The following is an 18298-nucleotide window of genomic DNA, read 5'->3' as shown; positions in this document are numbered from 1 at the left end:
TCGCCTGCGCCGTAGCCGCCGATCACACGCGCGGCGGGTCCGTCTCGCGCGCGAACGCCCGGTGCGCCGCCAGCGCCTTCTTAAAGGCGGCCACGGCTTTCACCACCTCGCCGGAGGCCACGATGAAGATGGCGGGATCGGGTTTGCCGTCCGGCAGGGTCGCCGGTATGCCGGCCTTGTCCAGCAAGCCCTTGCCGGCGCCAACGGCCAGCATCGGCTTGCAGTGGCGGTATTGCAGGCGCAGGAAGTCGAGCGCGTTGGCGTCGCTGCCCAGCTGCTGCACGGCGCCCTGGCCATCGGGAATTACGACGGCATCGAACAGCACGGACGGCCCCGTTTCCAGCGACACTTCCACGGCCAGCGGCGCGCCGCCGCTTGTATCGACCTTGCCCAGGTGGCTGCCCACCAGGCGCGGCACGGCGCCGTCGGCCAGCAGGGACGCATAGATGCTGCGCGCCTGCGCGCCATCGCTGCCCGGCCCCACGAGGATGGCCACGCGCAGGGTATGGATGCCCGTCTTGCCGGGCCGGAAAAAGAGCGACAGTTCCGGCGACGGCGGATACGTGGGCATGGGCAGCATGGAGACGAGCGGCATGGCCGGCGGCAAGGCCAGGCCCAGGCCGTCGGCCAGGCGCTGCGCCAGGGTTTCATCGACATTGCGCAGCATGGCGACGACGCGCTGGCGGATGGCCACCGTCTGCACCTTGCTCAGCTCGAAGCGGAACGCATGCACGATATGGTCTTGCTCGACCGGCGTCTGGCTGATCCAGAACAGCCGCCCCTGCGCATAGTGCTCGGCAAATTTCTCGGGCTTGCCGCGCACCTTGTCGCCCTCGACGGAGGCGGGAAAGCTGTTGAAACCTTTGGCCCCCGCCTGGAACGGGCAGCCGCCCGCCAGCGAATTGGGTTCGTACGCGACCCGCCCCCGGTTGATGGCCTGGCGGTGGATGCCGTCGCGCTGGTTGTTGTGCAGCGGCGCCAGCGGGGAATTGATGGGGATTTCATGGAAATTGGCGCCGCCCAGGCGCGTGATCTGCGTGTCCACATACGAGTGGATGCGGCCCTGCAGCAGCGGATCGTTGCTGAAATCGATGCCGGGCACGATGTGCGCCGTACAGAAGGCCACCTGCTCCGTCTCGGCGAAAAAATTGTCCGGATTGCGGTTCAAGACCATTTTCCCGACGGGGATCAACGGTACGAGTTCCTCGGGTATCAGCTTGGTGGGATCGAGCACGTCGAAGGGGAAGGCCTCCGCCTGCGCTTCCGTGAAGACCTGGAAGGCCAGTTCGTATTCGGGGTATTCGCCGCACTCGATGGCTTCCCACAGGTCGCGCCGGTGGAAATCGGAATCGGCGCCGCTGAGCTTGACGGCTTCATCCCACACGAGCGAATGCGTGCCGGCCATGGGCGACCAGTGGAATTTGCAGAAGACGGACTGGCCCTTGGCGTTCACGAGGCGGAAGGTGTGCACGCCAAAGCCCTGCATCATGCGAAAGCTGCGCGGGATGGCGCGGTCCGACATCACCCACATCAGCATGTGCGTGATTTCCGGCGACAGCGAGGCAAAGTCCCAGAAGGTGTCATGCGCGCTGGCCGCCTGCGGGATGCCGTTGTTCGGCTCGGGCTTGACGGCGTGGATCAGGTCGGGGAACTTCATCGCGTCCTGGATGAAGAAGACGGGAATGTTATTGCCGACCAAATCCCAGTTGCCTTCATCCGTATAAAACTTGACGGCGAAGCCGCGCACGTCGCGCGCCGTGTCGGTCGAACCCCGTTCGCCGGCCACCGTGGAAAAGCGCACGAAGACGGGCGTGCGCTTGCCCGCCTTGGCGAACGGCGCGGCGCGCGTGTGCCTGCTTTGCTCCTTGTAGCATTCGAAATAGCCGTGCGCGGCCGAACCGCGCGCATGCACGACACGCTCGGGAATGCGCTCATGGTCGAAATGCGTGAGCTTTTCACGCAAAATAAAGTCTTCCATCAGGGTGGGGCCGCGCAAGCCCGCCTTCAGCGAATTCTGGTTGTCGCCCACGGGCACGCCCTGGTTCGTCGTCAGCACGCAGCCGCTGTCGTCGGTGCGGGCGCCGTCGAGCGTCGCGTTGCGCGCATTCTCGCCCAGGGCCGGCTGGCCGTCGCCCACCTTCGGCGAAGCCAAGGTTTCGCCCGTCGTGCTGGCCGTGGCCAGCGCTTCGTGCGACGCCACGTGCACGCCTTCGGCCGGCGCGCGCGCCGCCTCGCCGTACTGGCTGGCGAGATTGGGATTATCGGGCATGCCGGCCGACAGCGCCTGGCCTGCTGCGGCTTTTTTCAGCAGCGCCTGGGCTGCGGCGTGGTCGCTGCCCAGGCTTTGCGGCGGATCCGTTTCGGATGGGCCGGACATGCTGCTCAATACGGAACCCGCACCGTCCGTGGACGGCGTTTTCTTGTTGCTAGCCATGACGTCTCCTGTGAGTAGTTTGCCCCGGGAGAACGCTATAGCTCCCTCATTCAGCGCACGAACAGGGCAATGAAATAATGATGGGAACAGATACGCCCGTCAGGTGCGACAACGCGTAAGTCTTCCCCCTTACCGCTTGCTACGACTACCTCGTGCGCGTGGGCGCCGGCTTCGTTCGCCAAGATGGCGAAACGGGCAGGCGCCCACGACAAATACTCGACAGGAATGCGTAAAACGACGGCTAGTTACGATTTACGCGAACCCAGCAATTTCGACAGGCCATAACCGGCAGCAACGGCCACCAGCAGCGATACGGCCGGGCGCTCGCGCACGTAGCCGCGGCCCGTCTCGCCGGCGCGCTGGCAGGCGGCGCCCAATTGCTTGCCGCGCGCCATCAGGCGTTCGGAAGCCTTGCTGACGGTATCGCTGACCTGGTCGATGCGGTCGCCCACCACGTCCACGCCGTCATGGGCGCGCGTGGCCACCTTGTCGGCCAGGGGCTGAGCCTGGCTAGCCACCTTGTCGATGGTGCGGTGCAAATCCTGGCGGGTATCCTGGACCGTGCCGTTCAGATCGGAGCTGGCTTTTTCAATCGCGTTCATGATGGTTTCCTTTAACAGTGAATAATTTCAACCATGCTCGATGCCGTGATCGAATCATGATTCTCCTCGCTTCCGGGAAAAAGAAGCGGCTAAACGCTGCCGGGCTGAGCCATATCAAACTCTGGATCAGCAGCAAGCTGTTAGCACCACCTTAACCGCGCCCGCCCCGCGCCACCGTGCGCTGCCACACCTTGAAGGCCAGACTTAAATGCCTGTTGGAAATAACGTCCCCGCCGGCCTGGCGGGGTGGATGGGGCGCGAAGCGCCATGGCGCGCCAGGCGGGCCAGTTGCCGCCGGACTATTTCAGCGAGTGTGCCGCCTCCTGCAATTATTGCAATTGCAGGAACTGCCCGGCCTCACGCGGCGCTGATGTGGACGCTCAACCGTCCCGGCGAAAACATATTGGCGGCGGCGGGCAAAACCATCAGGCGAAAAAAAACCCACCGTTTGAGCGGTGGGTTTTTTTCTACTGCGAATACTTGGTGCCGTTGGCCGGAATCGAACTGGCGACCTTCACATTACGAATGTGCTGCTCTACCAACTGAGCTACAACGGCGAAGACCCACATTCTACAAACAATGCACAAAATTTGCTAGTGTCAACGCGATCTTTTTTCATTTTTTTTAGCGGCCCGGCTGCGGACCGCTGAAAATCGTGGAAAAAGTGCGGTTTTTACTCCGCGTGGTAGGCCGTCACGCGGGCCACTTCGTCTTTCGATCCCAGGAACACGGGCACGCGCTGGTGCAGCTTGTGCGGGGCGATGTCCATGATGCGCTGCTGGCCATCGGTGGCCGCGCCGCCGGCCTGTTCGACGATGAAGGCCATCGGGTTCGCTTCGTACATCAGGCGCAGCTTGCCCGGCATCGACGTGTCGCGCAGGTCCGCCGGGTACATGAAGATGCCGCCGCGGTTCAGGATGCGGTGCACGTCGGCCACCATCGAGGCGATCCAGCGCATGTTGAAATTGGTGCCGCGCGGGCCCGTGTCGCCGGCCAGCAGTTCGTCGACATAACGCTTGACGGGCGGATGCCAGTGACGCGCGTTCGACATATTGATGGCAAATTCCTTGGTTGTCGGCGGAATCTGCATATTGCTTTGCGTGAGGACCCACGAACCCATCTCGCGGTCCAGGGTGAAGCAGTTCACGCCATTGCCGAAGGTCAGCACCAGCATGGTTTGCGGGCCGTACACGGCGTAGCCGGCCGCCACTTGCTTGCTGCCTGCCTGCATGAAGTCCTGCTCCGTCGGCTCGCCCATGCCTTCCGGCGCCTTCAGCACGGAGAAGATGGTGCCGATCGAGACGTTGACGTCGATGTTCGACGAGCCATCCAGTGGGTCGAACAGCAGCATGTATTCGCCCTTCGGATAGCGGTTCGGGATCGGGTGGATCGATTCCATCTCTTCCGACGCCATGGCCGCCAGGTGGCCGCCCCATTCATTCGCTTCCAGCAGGATCTCGTTGGAGATGATGTCGAGCTTTTTCTGTACTTCGCCCTGCACGTTTTCCGTGTCCGCCGTGCCCAGCACCTCGCCCAGCGCGCCCTTGCTGACGGCGTGGCTGATGGTCTTGCAAGCGCGCGCGACGACTTCGATCAGCAGGCGCAGTTCGGCCGGAATGCTGTTGTTCGAGCGCTGCTCTTCAACCAGGTATTGCGTAAGACTGATGCGTTTCATGATTCCCTTTTGTTGTAATGACTAACCATTACCCCAGTCTCTGCCTGGGGGTGTAAATAATCTGCGCCTAGTTGGCCAACGCCTTGCTGACCACTTCCATCACGTCATTCGACAAGCTGGCCTGGCCGGCGACCTTTTCCAGCGCGTCGCGCATGTGACTTTGCAGCGCGGGCACGTAACGGCGCCAGCGGTCCATGGAGCGCGCCAGACGCGCCGCCACTTGCGGGTTCAGGGCGTCGAGCGCGATGACCTGCTCGGCCCAGAAGGCGTAGCCGCTGCCGTCAGCCGCATGGAACTGCGACGGATTGCCATTCGTGAAATTGAAGATCAGGCTGCGCGCGCGGTTCGGGTTTTTCAGGGTGAAGGCGGGATGCGTCATGAGCTGGCGCACGGCCTGCACATCGGTCGCGGGGGCGGCCGCCTGCATGGCAAACCACTTGTCGACCACCAGCGCCTCGTTCTCGAAGTCGGCATAGAAACTGGCCAGCGCGGCCTGCGCGTGCGCGGCGGAACCCGAATGGATCAGGGCGCCCAGGGCGGCCGCGCGGTCCGTCATGTTGCCGGCGCTGTCGAACTGCTGCTGCGCCAGGGCCAGTTCCTGCTCGCCCGGCGCGATCAGCAGATAGGACAGGGCCAGGTTCTTCAGCGCCCGCTTGCCGGCCGACCGGGCGTCGGGGCTGTACTCGCCCGGCGTCTGGTTGGCGCGGTACTGCACCAGCAATTCAGGCTTCAGGGCTGCCGCGATCGTGCGGCGCATGAACTGGCGCGCCGCATGGATCGCCTGCGGATCGACTTGCGCCATGCGCTCGGCGATGATGGTTTCCGACGGCAGGATCAGGGCCAGTTCACGGAAGGCGGCATCGAGCGTGTCATCGGCCAGCAGGGCGCGCTGCGCGGCGATGAAGGTATCGTCCAGCGCCAGGGTCTCGCCGGCGGCGACGGCAGCGGTGAGTTTCAGCAGGCGCTCCATGGCCAGGCGCTGGCCCGCTTCCCAGCGGTTGACGGGATCGCTGTCATGGCGGAACAGGTGCAGCAGCTGATCGTCGCTGTAGTCGTATTCCAGCACCACGGGCGCGGAAAAATCGCGCAGCAGCGACGGCACGGGCATTTGCGTCACGTGCGTGAAGCGGAAGGTCTGCGCCGCTTGCGTCAGTTCCAGCACGACGCTGGTGGCGCCGTTCGACACGACGCCATCGACGTGCAGCGGCATGTCGCGGCCATCGGCTGCCAGCAGGCCGACGGTGACGGGAATGTGGAAAGGCAGTTTCTTCGGCTGGCCCGGCGTGGCGGGGCAGCTTTGCGCCAGGGTCAGCTCGAACGTCTGGCTGGCCGCATCGTAGCGCGTGGACGCTTTCACCACCGGCGTGCCGGCCTGGCTGTACCAGCGCTCGAATTGCGAGAAATCGCGGCCATTCGCATCGGCCATGGCGGCGCGGAAGTCGTCGCACTGCACGGCCTGGCCATCGTGGCGTTCGAAGTACAGGTCCATGCCCTTGCGGAAGCCGTCGCGGCCCACGAGGGTCTGGTACATGCGCACCACTTCGGCGCCCTTTTCGTAGATCGTGACCGTATAAAAGTTATTGATCTCGACAAAGGAATCGGGACGCACGGGATGCGCCATCGGACCCGCGTCTTCCGGGAACTGCGCCTGGCGCAAGGTGCGCACCTGGTCGATGCGCGTGACGGCGCGGCCCGTGTCCGTGCCGATCATGTCGGCCGAGAATTCCTGGTCGCGGAAGACCGTCAAGCCTTCCTTCAGCGACAGCTGGAACCAGTCGCGGCACGTCACGCGGTTGCCGGTCCAGTTATGGAAGTATTCATGGCCCACCACCGCCTCGATGCCCGCGTAATCGACGTCGGTCGCCACGCGCGGATTGGCCAGCACGTACTTGGTGTTAAAGATGTTCAAGCCCTTGTTTTCCATGGCGCCCATGTTGAAGTCGCCCACGGCGACGATCATGAAGCGGTCCAGGTCCAGCTCCAGGCCAAAGCGCTCCTCGTCCCAGCGGATCGAGTTTTTCAGCGACTGCATGGCGTAGTCGGTCTTATCGAGGTTGCCGTCTTCCACCCATACCTGCAGCAGCACTTCGCGGCCGGACTTGAGCGTGTAGCGCTCTTCCTGGCACACCAGGCGCGCCGCCACCAGAGCAAACAGGTACGACGGCTTCTTGAACGGGTCTTCCCACTTGGCGTAATGGCGTCCGTCGCCCAGGTCGCCCTCTTCGATCAGGTTGCCGTTCGATAGCAGCACCGGATATTGCTGCTTGTCGGCGCGCAGCATGACCGTGTACTTGGCCATCACGTCCGGGCGGTCCGGGAAGAAGGTGATGCGGCGGAAACCCTCCGCTTCGCACTGCGTGAAGAAGTTATGATTCGACACGTACAGGCCGGACAGCGAGGTATTGTCCTGCGGCGCCAGCACGGTCTCGATATCGAGCAGCACGTCGTCCGGCGCCTTCGGAATGGTCAGCATGCCGGCCGTCAGCGTGTACTGCGACGGCTTGAGCAGCTTGCCATTCAGGCGTACTTGCACCAGTTCAATGTGTTCGCCATGCAATTCAATGTTGCGGCTGGTGCTGGCCGGGTTGTGGCGCATGCGCATCCGGCTCGCCACCACTGTGCGGGCGGGATCGAGATCGAAACCAAGTTCGACGCTGTCGACCAGGAAGCTGGGCGGCGTGTAATCTTTGCGGTAAATCGTCTGAGGGCTGTCTGTGCGCATAGGGATTTGGGTGGGAGCGGAGGCAAAAGCCTATTTTACCAACACCAGGCAGGGAAAGGACCGATTCGCCCGCCATTTGCGCCGATTCGCGCCAGGAATGTTGGATTCCCTTACACGCCGACACGCCAGGTAACATTCTGTAATAATGTATGGAAACAAATAGAACTATTCTTATAATACTAGGCGATGAATTGCGTCTACCAACAATGAATTGCAGCGAATATCAGGAGATCAGGCAATGAAACGATATCTCACCATCATGATGGCCGCATTGACCGTGTTGCTGACCGGCTGCGCCACCACCGTACGCAGCGACGTCACCGTCTTCCATGAATGGCCTGCGCAATTGCAGGACAAATCGTATGTGTTTGAAGCGCCCGTGGCGGAAAACGATACGCTCGAATACCGCAGCTACCAGAACCTGGTGCGCGCAGAGCTAGCAAAACACGGCTTCGGCGAAGCTTCCGGCCCTGCGGCCGCCAACTTGCGCGTGTCCATGAATTTTTCGACCGTCGACTACCCTGAGCGCGTGCTGCAGGCCACCGACCCATTCTGGTACGGCCCCGGCTACTGGCCTGGCCGCTACGGCTACCGCTACGGCGCATGGCCAGGCTATGGCCGCTTCGGCTATAACCCTTACTGGTATGGCCCGATGGAAATGGAAGAAAGCGTGCGCCATAAATACGAACGCGAATTGCGCGTGACGATCAATGACCGCAACGGCAAGAAACTGTACGACGTGACCGTGCAATCGACCAGCAACAAGCGCGCCACGTCGCACGTGATGCCCGCCATGGTGGCCAGCGCCTTTGCCGACTTCCCCGGCCAGAGCGGCGTGCCGCGGAAGGTGGAAGTCAAGGTGGAATAAGGAAGCGCGCGGCCAGTATCCGGTGCGTTAAAAAAAACCGGCTTGTGCAGCGATGCGCAAGCCGGTTTTTTCATTTAAGAATAATAGGCCTCGGCGGCAAAAGTGAGCACGCCGATCAGGGCCACGGCCAATAACAGCACGATCAGCAGGCGGCCGAACTTCGGCGCGCCGTCTTTTTCGCCCGCGCTGCTCATGGCACGATGATGGTCGAACCCGTGGTCTTGCGCCCTTCCAGGTCCGCGTGCGCCTGGGCGATATGGGCCAGGCTGTAGCGCTGGTTGATCTCGATTTTGACTTCGCCGCTGCTGACGACGCCGAACAGCGAGGCGGCCATCTCTTCCAGGTTCGCGCGGTTCGAGGCATAGCTGAACAGGGCCGGACGCGTGATGAAGAGCGAACCGCGCGACGCCAGCTCGCCGAGGGTGAAGGCCGGCACGGGGCCGGAAGCGTTGCCGAAGCTGACCATCATGCCCAGCGGCGCCAGGCAGTCGAGCGAGCCCGTAAACGTGTCCTTGCCGATGGAGTCGTACACCACGGAGACGCCCTTGCCGCCCGTGATCTCGCGCACGCGCTCGACGAAGTTTTCCGTGTTGTAGTTGATGACGTGGGCGGCGCCATGCGCCTTGGCCAGCGCCGCCTTTTCATCGGAACCGGCCGTGCCGATCAGGTTCACGCCCAGCACCTTCGCCCACTGGCAGGCGATCAGGCCCACGCCGCCCGCGGCCGCATGGAACAGCACCGTGTCGCCCGCCTTCAGGGCCACCGTGCGGTGGAACAGGTATTGCACCGTCAAACCCTGCAGCATCATGGCGGCGGCCGTATCAAAACCGATGCGCTCGGGCAGCACCAGCAGCAGGGCGGCCGGCAAGTTACGCTGCTGCGCATACGCGCCGTTGATGCGCGCCGCGTAGGCCACGCGGTCGCCCACCTTGACTTCCGTGACGCCCTCGCCCACCGCCTCGACGATGCCCGCGCCCTCGACGCCCAGGCCATTGGGCAGCGGCTGCGGATACAGGCCCGTGCGGAAATACACGTCGATGAAATTGAGACCGATGGCCTCGTGTTTCACGCGCGCTTCGCCGGGACCGGGCGGCGGCAGTTCCACGTCCACATATTCCATCACGTCCGGGCCGCCCACGCGCTGTACGCGGATGGCTTTGGTGGTAATCGTTGCGCTCACAATATGCTCCTTGAAGAAGAATCGGAAAAAACGTCAGGCGGCGGCCTGGGCGCGCGCCTGCAGCTGCGACAGCACCAGGTGCGCCGACGACAGATTCGTTGCGCACGCCACGTTGTGCACGTCGCAGGCGCGCACTAGGGCGTTGATGTCCGGCTCGTGCGGCTGCGGCGTCATCGGGTCGCGCAGGAAGATCACGCAATCGATCAAGCCCTCCACCAGCAGGGAGCCGATCTGCAAGTCGCCGCCGAACGGGCCCGAATGCTTGCGCTCGACGGCCAGGCCCAGTTCGTTGATCAGGCGGCCGCCCGTGGTCCCCGTGGCCGACAGTTCGCAGCCCTTGAGAAAGTCCAGGTATTCGCCCGCCAGGGTAATCATGTCATCTTTTTTCTTGTCGTGGGCAATCAGGGCGATGCGTGTTTTCATGGTGGGGACGTTTTCAGTGGGTGGAGGAATTATTTCTTTTTCGACAGCAAATAAATACCGGCCAACACCAGGCTGGTACCGGCCAGTTGCCAGTTGGTGATCGGTTCATCGAGGATCATGGCGCCCAGGAACAGGGTCGACACGGGGCCGATCATGCCCGCCTGCGAAGCAACGGGCGCGCCGATGCGCTCGACGGCGATCATCGTCATGAAGACGGGCATCACCGTGCAAAAGATGCCGTTCAGCAAAGACAAACCATACACGGGCATGGGCTGGATCAGCAATTCGACGGGGCGCAGGATGAAAAATTGAGCGATGCAGGCAAAGCTGGCCACGCACATGGCGTAGGAAACGAGCCGCATCGAGCCGATGCGCTTCACCAATTCCCCCGAACCCAGCAGGTACACGGCGTAGGAACAGGCCGAGCCCAGCACCAGGGTGGAGCCCAGCGCCACATTGCTGGCGCCGCCCTGCAAGTCGTGCAGGAAGACCAGCACGATGCCGCAATACGAGGTCAGCAAGGCCAGCCACTGCATGCGGCTGATGCGCTGCTTGAAGTAGACGGTGGTAATCAGGAGCACGAAGGTGGGCGTGAGGAACAGAATCAGCCGCTCCAGGCCCACGGAAATGTATTGCAGCCCGAGGAAGTCCAGATAGCTGGACAGGTAATAGCCGACCAGTCCCAGCCCCACCAGGCGCCAGCGGTCGCTGACCGACAGGGGCGGCTCCGTGCGCATCTTCCACCAGGCGATGACGGCAAACACGGGCAGCGAGAAGATCATCCTGAAGGCGATCAGGGTGACGGCATCGATCTGGTAGCGGTACAGCAGCTTGGCAACGATGGCCTTCGTGGAAAACAGCACCGCCCCGCCCACGGCGATGGCCAGGCCACCGAGGTAGACGGAACGGGGAATCGAAGGAGGAGATGCTTGCGGGGAACTGGAGCTCATCTCCAGATTGTAAGGCAAAAGCGACAGGCGGCTGATAAGCCCGACGGCAAAAACCGGGGTCGGACCCTGAGGGTCCGACCCCAGCCCTTGCTTTGGGCTTGACGTTTAATAAATAATTTTAAGACACCACCACCGCCGCCGCGCCCGCCGTCACGGTGACCGTCGTCACGCGCGCAATCACGTTCGATGGCGCCGCCGTGCCGACCAGCTTGTTCACCTGCTTGAACTGCGCCACCAGCTTGCCGGGCGTCAAGGTGACCACCGTATAGCCCTGCGCATCCGTGTTCAAATGCTTGATCCACGGATTGTTGCCCAGGCCGGACAATTGCTGTGCCAGGCCCAGCAGCGTTACGCTGAAGTCAGTGCTCGCTTTCAAGCCAGCCTGCACGGCCGCTACCGTGGCATCGAGCTGCGCTTCCGGCACGCCTTTGGCGGCCAGCGCGCCGCGCAGCTGCACGCGCAACTGCTCCAGCAGGCTGTCGACGGTCGGCACGGCCTTGCCCATGGTGTAGTCGAGCAGGTTGACGTCGAGATTGACCGTGCCCACGCCCGTGACGGGGATGGCCAGCGGATAGCTGACGAGGGTGCCGATATCGCCCATCGTGCCGGCCGCCGACTTCAGGTAGCTGAAGAAGGAGTCGGAACTGACGCCGGCCGACACCAGGTCGACCATGACGGGCGTGCCGCCGCCGGCCGCATCGAAATCGTCGCTGACCGTGCCGGCAAAGAAGGAGTGGATATCGCCCGTGATCGCCACCACGTTGCCGATGGCATTCGTCTTCAGGTGCGCCATCAGGTTCTTGCGTTCGCTGTTGTAGCCATCCCACTGGTCGCAATTGAGCAGGAAACGCGTGAAGAACGGCGCCAGCGCCGCCTGCTGGCCGGAAGCGGCGACAAAGGCCGAGGCCGCACCCTTGGCCTGCACGTCGGGCTTGATCCAGCCGAAGGCGATCACTTGCGCGGCGGCGGCCGGCGAGCCGCTATTGTAGGCCGCCACCGTGATGCCGGCCTGCGCCGCGGAAAGGCCGGCGCCCACGGCAGCGGCGCCCTGCGCGCCGGCGTTCGCAGCCGCGCCGGCAATGGCCATGGCGGCGGCCTGCGCCACGCCTGACGACGCACCCGCCGTCGAGGCGGCCACGATGGCGGACGCCAGCGGCACACTGCCGCCCACCAGCGGCAAGGTCGTGGCGATGGCCTGGCCCACGTTCGACATGGCGCTCAAGGCCAGCAAGGTGGCGATCGCATCCGTGCCATTCAGGCCCATGCGCAGCAACGACACTTCATTGCCCCACAGCTTCCAGGTGGACGTGGCGGCCTTCATCTTGCCCTTCCACCAATCGCGCTGCGTGCTGCCCAGCATGCCGACGGCAGCCAGCGGGTCGGCGCCGGCCTTGGTGGCGGCCGCCATTTTCTGCCCTTCCACGCTGTCGAACAGCGCCTGCGGCACCAGATAGCGGCTGCCGATGCTGCCCAGCGGCTTGCCCGTGGCCGGGTTGATGGTCGACTCGGCGATCGCATGGTCGGCGCGGTACAGGCGCTCGTCCGTCATCACCAGCTGCATCAGCTTGCCGAACTGGAAATCGCGGTAGATCTGGATATTCTGGAAGGTCGTCGCGGCGGCATCGAACGTGACGTCGGCCGGCATGTATTCGAACCAGGCCTGGTTGGCGCTGCGGCGGCGGTTGGGCTGGTGCAGGTCGCTGCCATCCGCCGCCACGATGCCCTCGTAGGTGGAGGCATCCTGCCAGGCGTCGTCCGTGAATTCGTGGTCGTCCCAGATGGCGATGAAGGCGAAGCGCTCGTGCACGGCCTGCAGGCGCGTATCGGTGCGGTATTTCTTGTACAGGTAGCGGTAGTCGGCCACCGTGGTCGCATATTTCGCGCCCGCGTTGCCGCTCTTGTACGTGCCATCGGGCAGTTTCAGCTGGTCGTGGCGCCCTTCCACGGCGCCGCTCTGGAACGCCTCGCCCACCGTTTCATAGATGTAGTCGCCCAGGTGGACGATGAAGTCCAGCGATTCGTTGGCGGCGATGTGCGACAGCGCGCCCCAGTGGTTGATGCTCCAGTCCTGGCACGTCAGGTAGGCGAACTGCAGCTGGCTCACGTCGGCCGTGGCGGCGGGCGCCGTCTTGAAGCGGCCCACGTTCGAGCGCACGTCGCCGGCGATGAACTGGTAAAAATACACCTGGCCCGGCTGCAGGCCCGTGACCTTGTGGCGCAGGGTATTGTCGAAATCGGCTTTCAGCGGCAATTTCGCATCGACGATCGGCGTGCCGGCCAGGGCTGTGTTGCTGCCCAGCGCGGCCGTATTGTCCGCCACGCTGACGATCAGGCGCACGGCCACGTCCGACTTGCCGGCCACGGCGGGCGCGACGGCGTCGAAACTGGCGGGCACGACGCGCGTCCACAGCATGGCGCTGTCGGCGCGCGGATCGCCCGAGGCCACGCTTTGCGGGAATTTCCAGTCGCTGCCGCTGGCCAGGGGCACGCCAGGATCGCTGTAATCGGTGCTGCCGCAGGCGGCGAGGCCGACGGTGGCGACTGAGACGGTGATAAAACCGCCCAATTTCAGAAATTGCCGTCTATCCATTTGACTTGCCATGATGTCGCGCCCTTAATCTTGATTATTGGAGTGGTGGGATGATGCATAACATGAAAGCGCGTCACTTTAACAACAAAATGTGTCGGCTTGATGACGGAGCCATGCCGCTTCGCAGGGGGGCAATATGCTAAAATGTCGGCCACAATTGAACACCCGTCTAAGGAAGATTCGACATGGCAGGACATAGCAAATGGGCCAATATCAAGCATAAAAAGGCTGCCACCGATGCCAAGCGCGGCAAAATCTGGACGCGCCTGATCAAGGAAATCACGGTTGCAGCCCGCATGGGCGGCGCCGATATCGCGGCCAATCCGCGCCTGCGCCTGGCAGTCGACAAGGCGGCCGATGCGAACATGCCTAAAGACAACGTCCAGCGCGCGATCTACCGCGGCAGCGGCGGCGTCGATGGCGCCAACTACGAAGAAGTGCGCTACGAAGGCTACGGCGTGGGCGGCGCAGCCGTCATCGTCGAATGCATGACGGACAACCGCGTGCGCACGGTGGCCGAAGTGCGCAACGCCTTCAACAAGAATGGCGGCAACATGGGCAACGAAGGCTCCGTCGCCTTCATGTTCCAGCACTGCGGCCAGCTGTTGTTCGCGCCGGGCACCGATGAAGACAAGCTGATGGAAGCGGCCCTGGAAGCGGGCGCCGAAGACGTCATCGCCGACGAAGAAGGCGGCTTCGAAGTGCTGACTCCCGTGCACGATTTCGCCGCCGTCAAGGAAGCGCTGGAAGCGGCCGGCTTCAAGGCCGAAGTGGCCGAAGTCATCATGAAACCGGCGACGGAAACCGTGTACGCGGGCGACGACGCCATCAAGATGCAAAAGCTGATCGACGCGCTGGAACTGCTGGACGACGTGCAGGAAGTCTTCACCAACGCCCTGATCGAAAACTAAGCAACAACCTCAAGGGCGGCACTGCCGCCCTGCAACCCACACTGAACGAACGGTCCTTATGAAAATTCTGGTAGTCGGCTCTGGCGGCCGCGAACACGCCCTGGCCTGGAAACTGGCCCAGTCCGAACGCATACAGATGGTGTATGTCGCGCCGGGCAATGGCGGCACCGCGCGCGACGCGCGCCTGGTCAATCTCGACATCAGCGACCCGCAATTGCTGGCCGACTTCGTTCAGCAGGAACACATCGGCCTGACCGTCGTCGGCCCGGAAGTGCCGCTGGCGGCGGGCATCGTCAACCTGTTCCGCTCGCGCGGCCTGAAAATCTTCGGCCCGACCAAGGAAGCAGCGCAGCTGGAGTCGTCGAAGGACTTCGCCAAGGCCTTCATGCAGCGCCACGGCATCCCCACGGCCGCCTACCAGACGTTTTCCGACGTCGCTCCCGCGCACGCCTATGTCGATGCCATGGGCGCGCCCATCGTCATCAAGGCCGACGGCCTGGCCGCCGGCAAGGGCGTGGTCGTGGCCATGACACTGGAAGAAGCGCACCAGGCGGTCGACATGATGCTGTCCGATAACCAGTTCGGCGACGCCGGCGCGCGCATCGTCATCGAGGAATTCCTGGCCGGCGAAGAAGCGAGCTTCATCGTCATGTGCGACGGCAAGAACATCCTGCCGCTGGCCACCAGCCAGGACCACAAACGCCTGAAGGACCACGACCAGGGCCCGAACACGGGCGGCATGGGCGCGTATTCGCCCGCGCCCATCGTCACGCCGGCCATGCATGCGCGCGTCATGCGCGAGATCATCGTGCCGACCATCCAGGGCATGGCCAAGGATGGCATCACGTTTACGGGCTTCCTGTATGCGGGCCTGATGATCGATGAGAAGGGCACGCCGAAGACCCTGGAATTCAACTGCCGCATGGGCGATCCGGAAACGCAGCCCATCATGGCGCGCCTGAAGACCGACCTGGTCACCGTCATGGAACACGCCGTCAACGGCACGCTCGACGCCGTGGAACTGGAATGGGACCGCCGCACGGCCGTCGGCGTCGTCATGGCCGCTGCCGGCTACCCGGACGATCCCGTCAAGGGCACGCCGATCGGCGACATCCCGGCCGAAACGCCCGACGCCGTCACCTTCCATGCGGGCACCCGCATCGAGGGCGAGCGCCTGGTCACCAACGGCGGGCGCGTGCTGTGCGTGGTGGGCCTGGGCGACAGCATCAAGATGGCGCAGAAGCAGGCATATGAAACCGTGGAAAAAATCCATTTCGACGGCGCGCAGTACCGCCGCGACATCGGCTGGCGCGGCCTGAAGCACTGATCAGCCCGTTTGCGGCACACGGCAGGGCCGGCGCGGAGCTTCTCCGTCCCGGCCCTGTTGTTTTTCGGGCGCCAGGAAAACGGGCTTTGCGCTAACATTTTGCTTTCCTGGCAAATTGGCACACCATGACACTTCCATCCCACCCCGGCCTGGCCGGACTGCGCCAGCGCGGCCTGATCACGGCCCAGGAATTCGACGAGGCGATGGACGAACTGGACATTCTCGCCCTGCCCGACGAGGACGACTTCGACATGCCGCGGCTGGCCCCCGGCGCGGGCCTGGCCGACACGCTGGCCTGGCTGCTGCGCACGGACCTGCTGCCGCAGGACGCCTTCCTGCAGCGGGTGCGCGAGCTGCCGCGCCAGCATGGCGGCGCAGCCCTGCAGGAACGCCAGCATCTGGCCGCCGCCGCGCTCGAGCTGGTCAACCGCCAGGCCATCGACACCCTGTACGACGAAGACGTGATCGACCAGTGGCAGCGCGACGCCGCGCACGCCAGCTTGCCGGCGGACCGCCTGCTCGCTTCGCCGGTTGCCGCCCTGAGCGACATGCTTCGGCAAGGCACCATGTCCGCGCTCCAGTTCGAGGCACTGCGCCTGCGCGCCCGCCAGCGCGGCTCGGAACTGGCCCGTATCATCGTCGATGGCGCCGCGCGCCAGGCGCGCCGGGAACGCCCCGCGCATGCGCGGCCGGGAACGTGGGTGATGGCCGCGCTGCTCGTTCTGGTAGCGGCCCTTGCGGCCCGCGCCATCGTCTCCAGGCAGGCGTCCGTTCCCGCCGCAGCCCCCGTCGCCGCTCCCGTCACCGGACAGGGCGTCGAGCGGCGCGACCTGCAGCAGCGCGCCGCGCAGGCCGTGGAGAGTGCGCGCCTGCCCGGCGCCGGGCCGGACCTGTCCATCACCGTCGTGCAGGATGACGCCATGCCGCCGGCGCGCTAAATCACAAGGCACTTCCCGCGCCGGCGGTCATGATGGCATACTGCCGTTTTGCCACCAATGCGGGGAAACCATGGCCTGGAATGAAGGATATGTGTCGGATATCGAGTACACCAACGGTTTTTACAGCGACCTGAGTCCGCATCACCTCAATTTCAGCTGCATCCTCAACGGCATCGAACCGGTGCCTTTGGATCAGCCCTACACCTACTTTGAACTGGGCTTCGGCCGCGGCCAGACGCTGAACGTACTGGCGGCGGCCAATGCCAACGGCCAGTTCTACGGCAACGATTTCAATCCGGCGCATGTCGCCGGCGCACGCGCCCTGGCGGCAAAGGCCCAGTCAAGCAATCTGACCCTGCTGGAGAACAGCTTTGAGGAATTGGCCCAGGGCCGCGTGCCCGACCTGCCGCAGTTCGACTTCATCACCCTGCACGGCATCTACACCTGGGTCAGCCGGGAAAACCGCCAGCATATCGTCGACTTCATTGCCCGCTATCTGAAACCGGGCGGCATCGTTTCCCTCAGCTATAACGCCATGCCAGGATGGAGTTCCGCCCTGCCCCTGCAACGCCTGCTGCTGGAGTTTGCCGCCAGCTTCCCCAGCCGCAGCGACTTGCAGATGCAGGCCGGCATCGCTTATGTGCAGCAACTGCAGAACCTGCAGGCGGGCTACATCGCGGACAATCCCGTGCTCGCGCCGCGCCTCAATGCGCTCATCAAAAGCGATCCCCATTACAGCGTGCATGAATACCTGAACCAGGACTGGGAGCCGCTGTACCACGCCGACGTGATGCGCGATGTGGCGCGCGCCAAGCTCGATTTTGCCGGCTCCTCCGACCTGCCTTTTGTCTTTCCCGAGCTGTATCTGAACGCCGACCAGCAAGCCGCCATCGACTTGCTGCCCGATGCGGCCATGCGCGAAACGATGAGGGATTATTTTCTCAACACCAGCTTCCGCAAGGATGTGCTGGTGCGGGGCGCACGCCGCATGGGAGGCGTGCGCCAGGCCGAATGTCTCGCCAGCGTGCACCTGGCCATGCTGGTACCGCGTGCCGAGATGACCTTTACCTTCCAGACCAAGGCAGGCGTCGTGACGGGAAACGAGCAGGTCTACGGCGCCGTCTGCGACGCGCTGGCGACCGGCCCGCATAGTCTGGCCGAATTGGCTGCACTGCCTTCCCTGCCAGAACAGAGCGTGCAAAGCCTGGCGGAGGTGGCGGCCATGCTGGTCACCGGCAGCCAGGTCGTGATGTATTTCCCGTGTGCGGCGCAGGGCGACGGCGGCGACGCAGCCGCGCACCGCCTGAACCAGGCCATCGGCGCGCAGCTGCGCTACGACGACGACTACCGTATCCTGTGCTCGCCATTGACAGGCAGCGGTATCGACACGGAGTTCATCGACCGGCTGCTGTTTTCACTACTGACCCAGGAACGGGAGCGGCCGGACCTGGCCACCCTGCAGGCGCAGGCGGCCGGCGCGATGGCGCGCTGCGGGCGCCGCCTGCTCAAGGACGGCGCGGCATGCGCCGACGAGGCGGCGCACCAGCAACTGCTCAACGCCGCCATTGAGGAATTCCTGCGTGAAAAACTGCCCGTGCTGCAGCAATTGCGCATACTGTAAGGGATGCTGGCCGCAGATGGCGCTCGCGGCCGGCCGCAAAACCACAGCACCAGCGCC

13 protein-coding genes and 1 tRNA gene are annotated in these 18298 nt (G+C 63.9%); 5 read left to right on the top strand and 9 right to left on the bottom strand.

Features of this window, described 5'->3' with window-relative positions:
• Positions 1-22: 22 nt before the first annotated feature.
• The 5 genes from VPH41_RS03440 to pepN all read right to left on the bottom strand — a co-directional run bounded on the left by VPH41_RS03440 (position 23) and on the right by pepN (position 7433).
• Positions 23-2434, bottom strand: a complete 2412-nt coding sequence (locus tag VPH41_RS03440; RefSeq protein ID WP_328568971.1) for a catalase — start codon at positions 2432-2434, stop codon at positions 23-25.
• Positions 2435-2679: 245 nt separating this feature from the next.
• A complete protein-coding gene (locus VPH41_RS03435) occupies positions 2680-3036 on the bottom strand; it encodes a hypothetical protein (RefSeq protein WP_328568970.1) in 357 nt (118 codons plus the stop codon).
• A 481-nt stretch (positions 3037-3517) separates the two neighbouring features.
• A tRNA-Thr gene (locus VPH41_RS03430) sits at positions 3518-3593 on the bottom strand.
• Between the two features lie 116 nt (positions 3594-3709).
• The gene (locus VPH41_RS03425) at positions 3710-4711 is read right to left on the bottom strand and encodes a class 1 fructose-bisphosphatase (RefSeq protein ID WP_077408194.1); all 1002 of its coding nucleotides are present in this window, start codon (positions 4709-4711) and stop codon (positions 3710-3712) included.
• Positions 4712-4778: 67 nt separating this feature from the next.
• Positions 4779-7433 carry an aminopeptidase N gene (gene pepN, locus VPH41_RS03420; RefSeq protein WP_328568969.1) on the bottom strand — a complete coding sequence of 885 codons (2655 nt, stop codon included), beginning with the start codon at positions 7431-7433 and terminating at the stop codon, positions 4779-4781.
• Between the two features lie 238 nt (positions 7434-7671).
• Here pepN and VPH41_RS03415 point away from each other — a divergent pair, with 238 nt between their 5' ends.
• Entirely contained in the window at positions 7672-8301 is a 630-nt protein-coding gene (locus VPH41_RS03415) for a DUF4136 domain-containing protein (RefSeq protein ID WP_328568968.1), read from the top strand.
• A gap of 190 nt (positions 8302-8491) precedes the next feature.
• Here VPH41_RS03415 and VPH41_RS03410 read toward each other — a convergent pair whose 3' ends face one another.
• The 4 genes from VPH41_RS03410 to VPH41_RS03395 all read right to left on the bottom strand — a co-directional run bounded on the left by VPH41_RS03410 (position 8492) and on the right by VPH41_RS03395 (position 13444).
• Positions 8492-9421: a quinone oxidoreductase family protein gene (locus VPH41_RS03410; RefSeq protein WP_287774917.1), complete on the bottom strand. Its 930-nt coding sequence runs from the start codon at positions 9419-9421 to the stop codon at positions 8492-8494.
• Positions 9422-9514: 93 nt separating this feature from the next.
• Complete coding sequence (locus VPH41_RS03405) at positions 9515-9904, bottom strand: methylglyoxal synthase (protein WP_152284435.1); 390 nt, start codon at positions 9902-9904, stop codon at positions 9515-9517.
• Positions 9905-9933: 29 nt separating this feature from the next.
• Positions 9934-10854: a DMT family transporter gene (locus VPH41_RS03400; RefSeq protein ID WP_328568967.1), complete on the bottom strand. Its 921-nt coding sequence runs from the start codon at positions 10852-10854 to the stop codon at positions 9934-9936.
• 118 nt (positions 10855-10972) lie between these two features.
• Complete coding sequence (locus VPH41_RS03395; protein ID WP_328568966.1) at positions 10973-13444, bottom strand: alkaline phosphatase D family protein; 2472 nt, start codon at positions 13442-13444, stop codon at positions 10973-10975.
• A 185-nt stretch (positions 13445-13629) separates the two neighbouring features.
• Between VPH41_RS03395 and VPH41_RS03390 the strand changes: the two genes are divergently transcribed.
• The 4 genes from VPH41_RS03390 (at position 13630) to VPH41_RS03375 (ending at position 18241) form a co-directional block, all read left to right on the top strand.
• Entirely contained in the window at positions 13630-14355 is a 726-nt protein-coding gene (locus tag VPH41_RS03390; RefSeq protein WP_328568965.1) for a YebC/PmpR family DNA-binding transcriptional regulator, read from the top strand.
• A 58-nt stretch (positions 14356-14413) separates the two neighbouring features.
• Entirely contained in the window at positions 14414-15682 is a 1269-nt protein-coding gene (gene purD / locus VPH41_RS03385; protein ID WP_328568964.1) for a phosphoribosylamine--glycine ligase, read from the top strand.
• Positions 15683-15807: 125 nt separating this feature from the next.
• Positions 15808-16620, top strand: a complete 813-nt coding sequence (locus VPH41_RS03380; RefSeq protein WP_328568963.1) for a hypothetical protein — start codon at positions 15808-15810, stop codon at positions 16618-16620.
• A gap of 70 nt (positions 16621-16690) precedes the next feature.
• On the top strand, positions 16691-18241 hold the full coding sequence (locus VPH41_RS03375; protein ID WP_328568962.1) for a class I SAM-dependent methyltransferase: 1551 nt from the start codon (positions 16691-16693) through the stop codon (positions 18239-18241).
• Positions 18242-18298 lie beyond the last annotated feature (57 nt).

It is taken from the genome of Janthinobacterium sp. P210006, assembly GCF_036231885.1.
In the GTDB taxonomy this organism is placed as follows: domain Bacteria; phylum Pseudomonadota; class Gammaproteobacteria; order Burkholderiales; family Burkholderiaceae_D; genus Janthinobacterium; species Janthinobacterium violaceinigrum.
This window is presented reverse-complemented; position numbering and strand designations above follow the sequence as displayed.

Bases quoted from the DNA above. Each gene is read 5' to 3' on its own strand.
- VPH41_RS03440 (WP_328568971.1), bottom strand. From the start codon at position 2,434: ATGGCTAGCAACAAGAAAACGCCGTCCACGGACGGTGCGGGTTCCGTA.
- VPH41_RS03435 (WP_328568970.1), bottom strand. From the start codon at position 3,036: ATGAACGCGATTGAAAAAGCCAGCTCCGATCTGAACGGCACGGTCCAG.
- VPH41_RS03425 (WP_077408194.1), bottom strand. From the start codon at position 4,711: ATGAAACGCATCAGTCTTACGCAATACCTGGTTGAAGAGCAGCGCTCG.
- pepN (WP_328568969.1), bottom strand. From the start codon at position 7,433: ATGCGCACAGACAGCCCTCAGACGATTTACCGCAAAGATTACACGCCG.
- VPH41_RS03415 (WP_328568968.1), top strand. From the start codon at position 7,672: ATGAAACGATATCTCACCATCATGATGGCCGCATTGACCGTGTTGCTG.
- VPH41_RS03410 (WP_287774917.1), bottom strand. From the start codon at position 9,421: ATGGAATATGTGGACGTGGAACTGCCGCCGCCCGGTCCCGGCGAAGCG.
- VPH41_RS03405 (WP_152284435.1), bottom strand. From the start codon at position 9,904: ATGAAAACACGCATCGCCCTGATTGCCCACGACAAGAAAAAAGATGAC.
- VPH41_RS03400 (WP_328568967.1), bottom strand. From the start codon at position 10,854: ATGAGCTCCAGTTCCCCGCAAGCATCTCCTCCTTCGATTCCCCGTTCC.
- VPH41_RS03395 (WP_328568966.1), bottom strand. From the start codon at position 13,444: ATGGATAGACGGCAATTTCTGAAATTGGGCGGTTTTATCACCGTCTCA.
- VPH41_RS03390 (WP_328568965.1), top strand. From the start codon at position 13,630: ATGGCAGGACATAGCAAATGGGCCAATATCAAGCATAAAAAGGCTGCC.
- purD (WP_328568964.1), top strand. From the start codon at position 14,414: ATGAAAATTCTGGTAGTCGGCTCTGGCGGCCGCGAACACGCCCTGGCC.
- VPH41_RS03380 (WP_328568963.1), top strand. From the start codon at position 15,808: ATGACACTTCCATCCCACCCCGGCCTGGCCGGACTGCGCCAGCGCGGC.
- VPH41_RS03375 (WP_328568962.1), top strand. From the start codon at position 16,691: ATGGCCTGGAATGAAGGATATGTGTCGGATATCGAGTACACCAACGGT.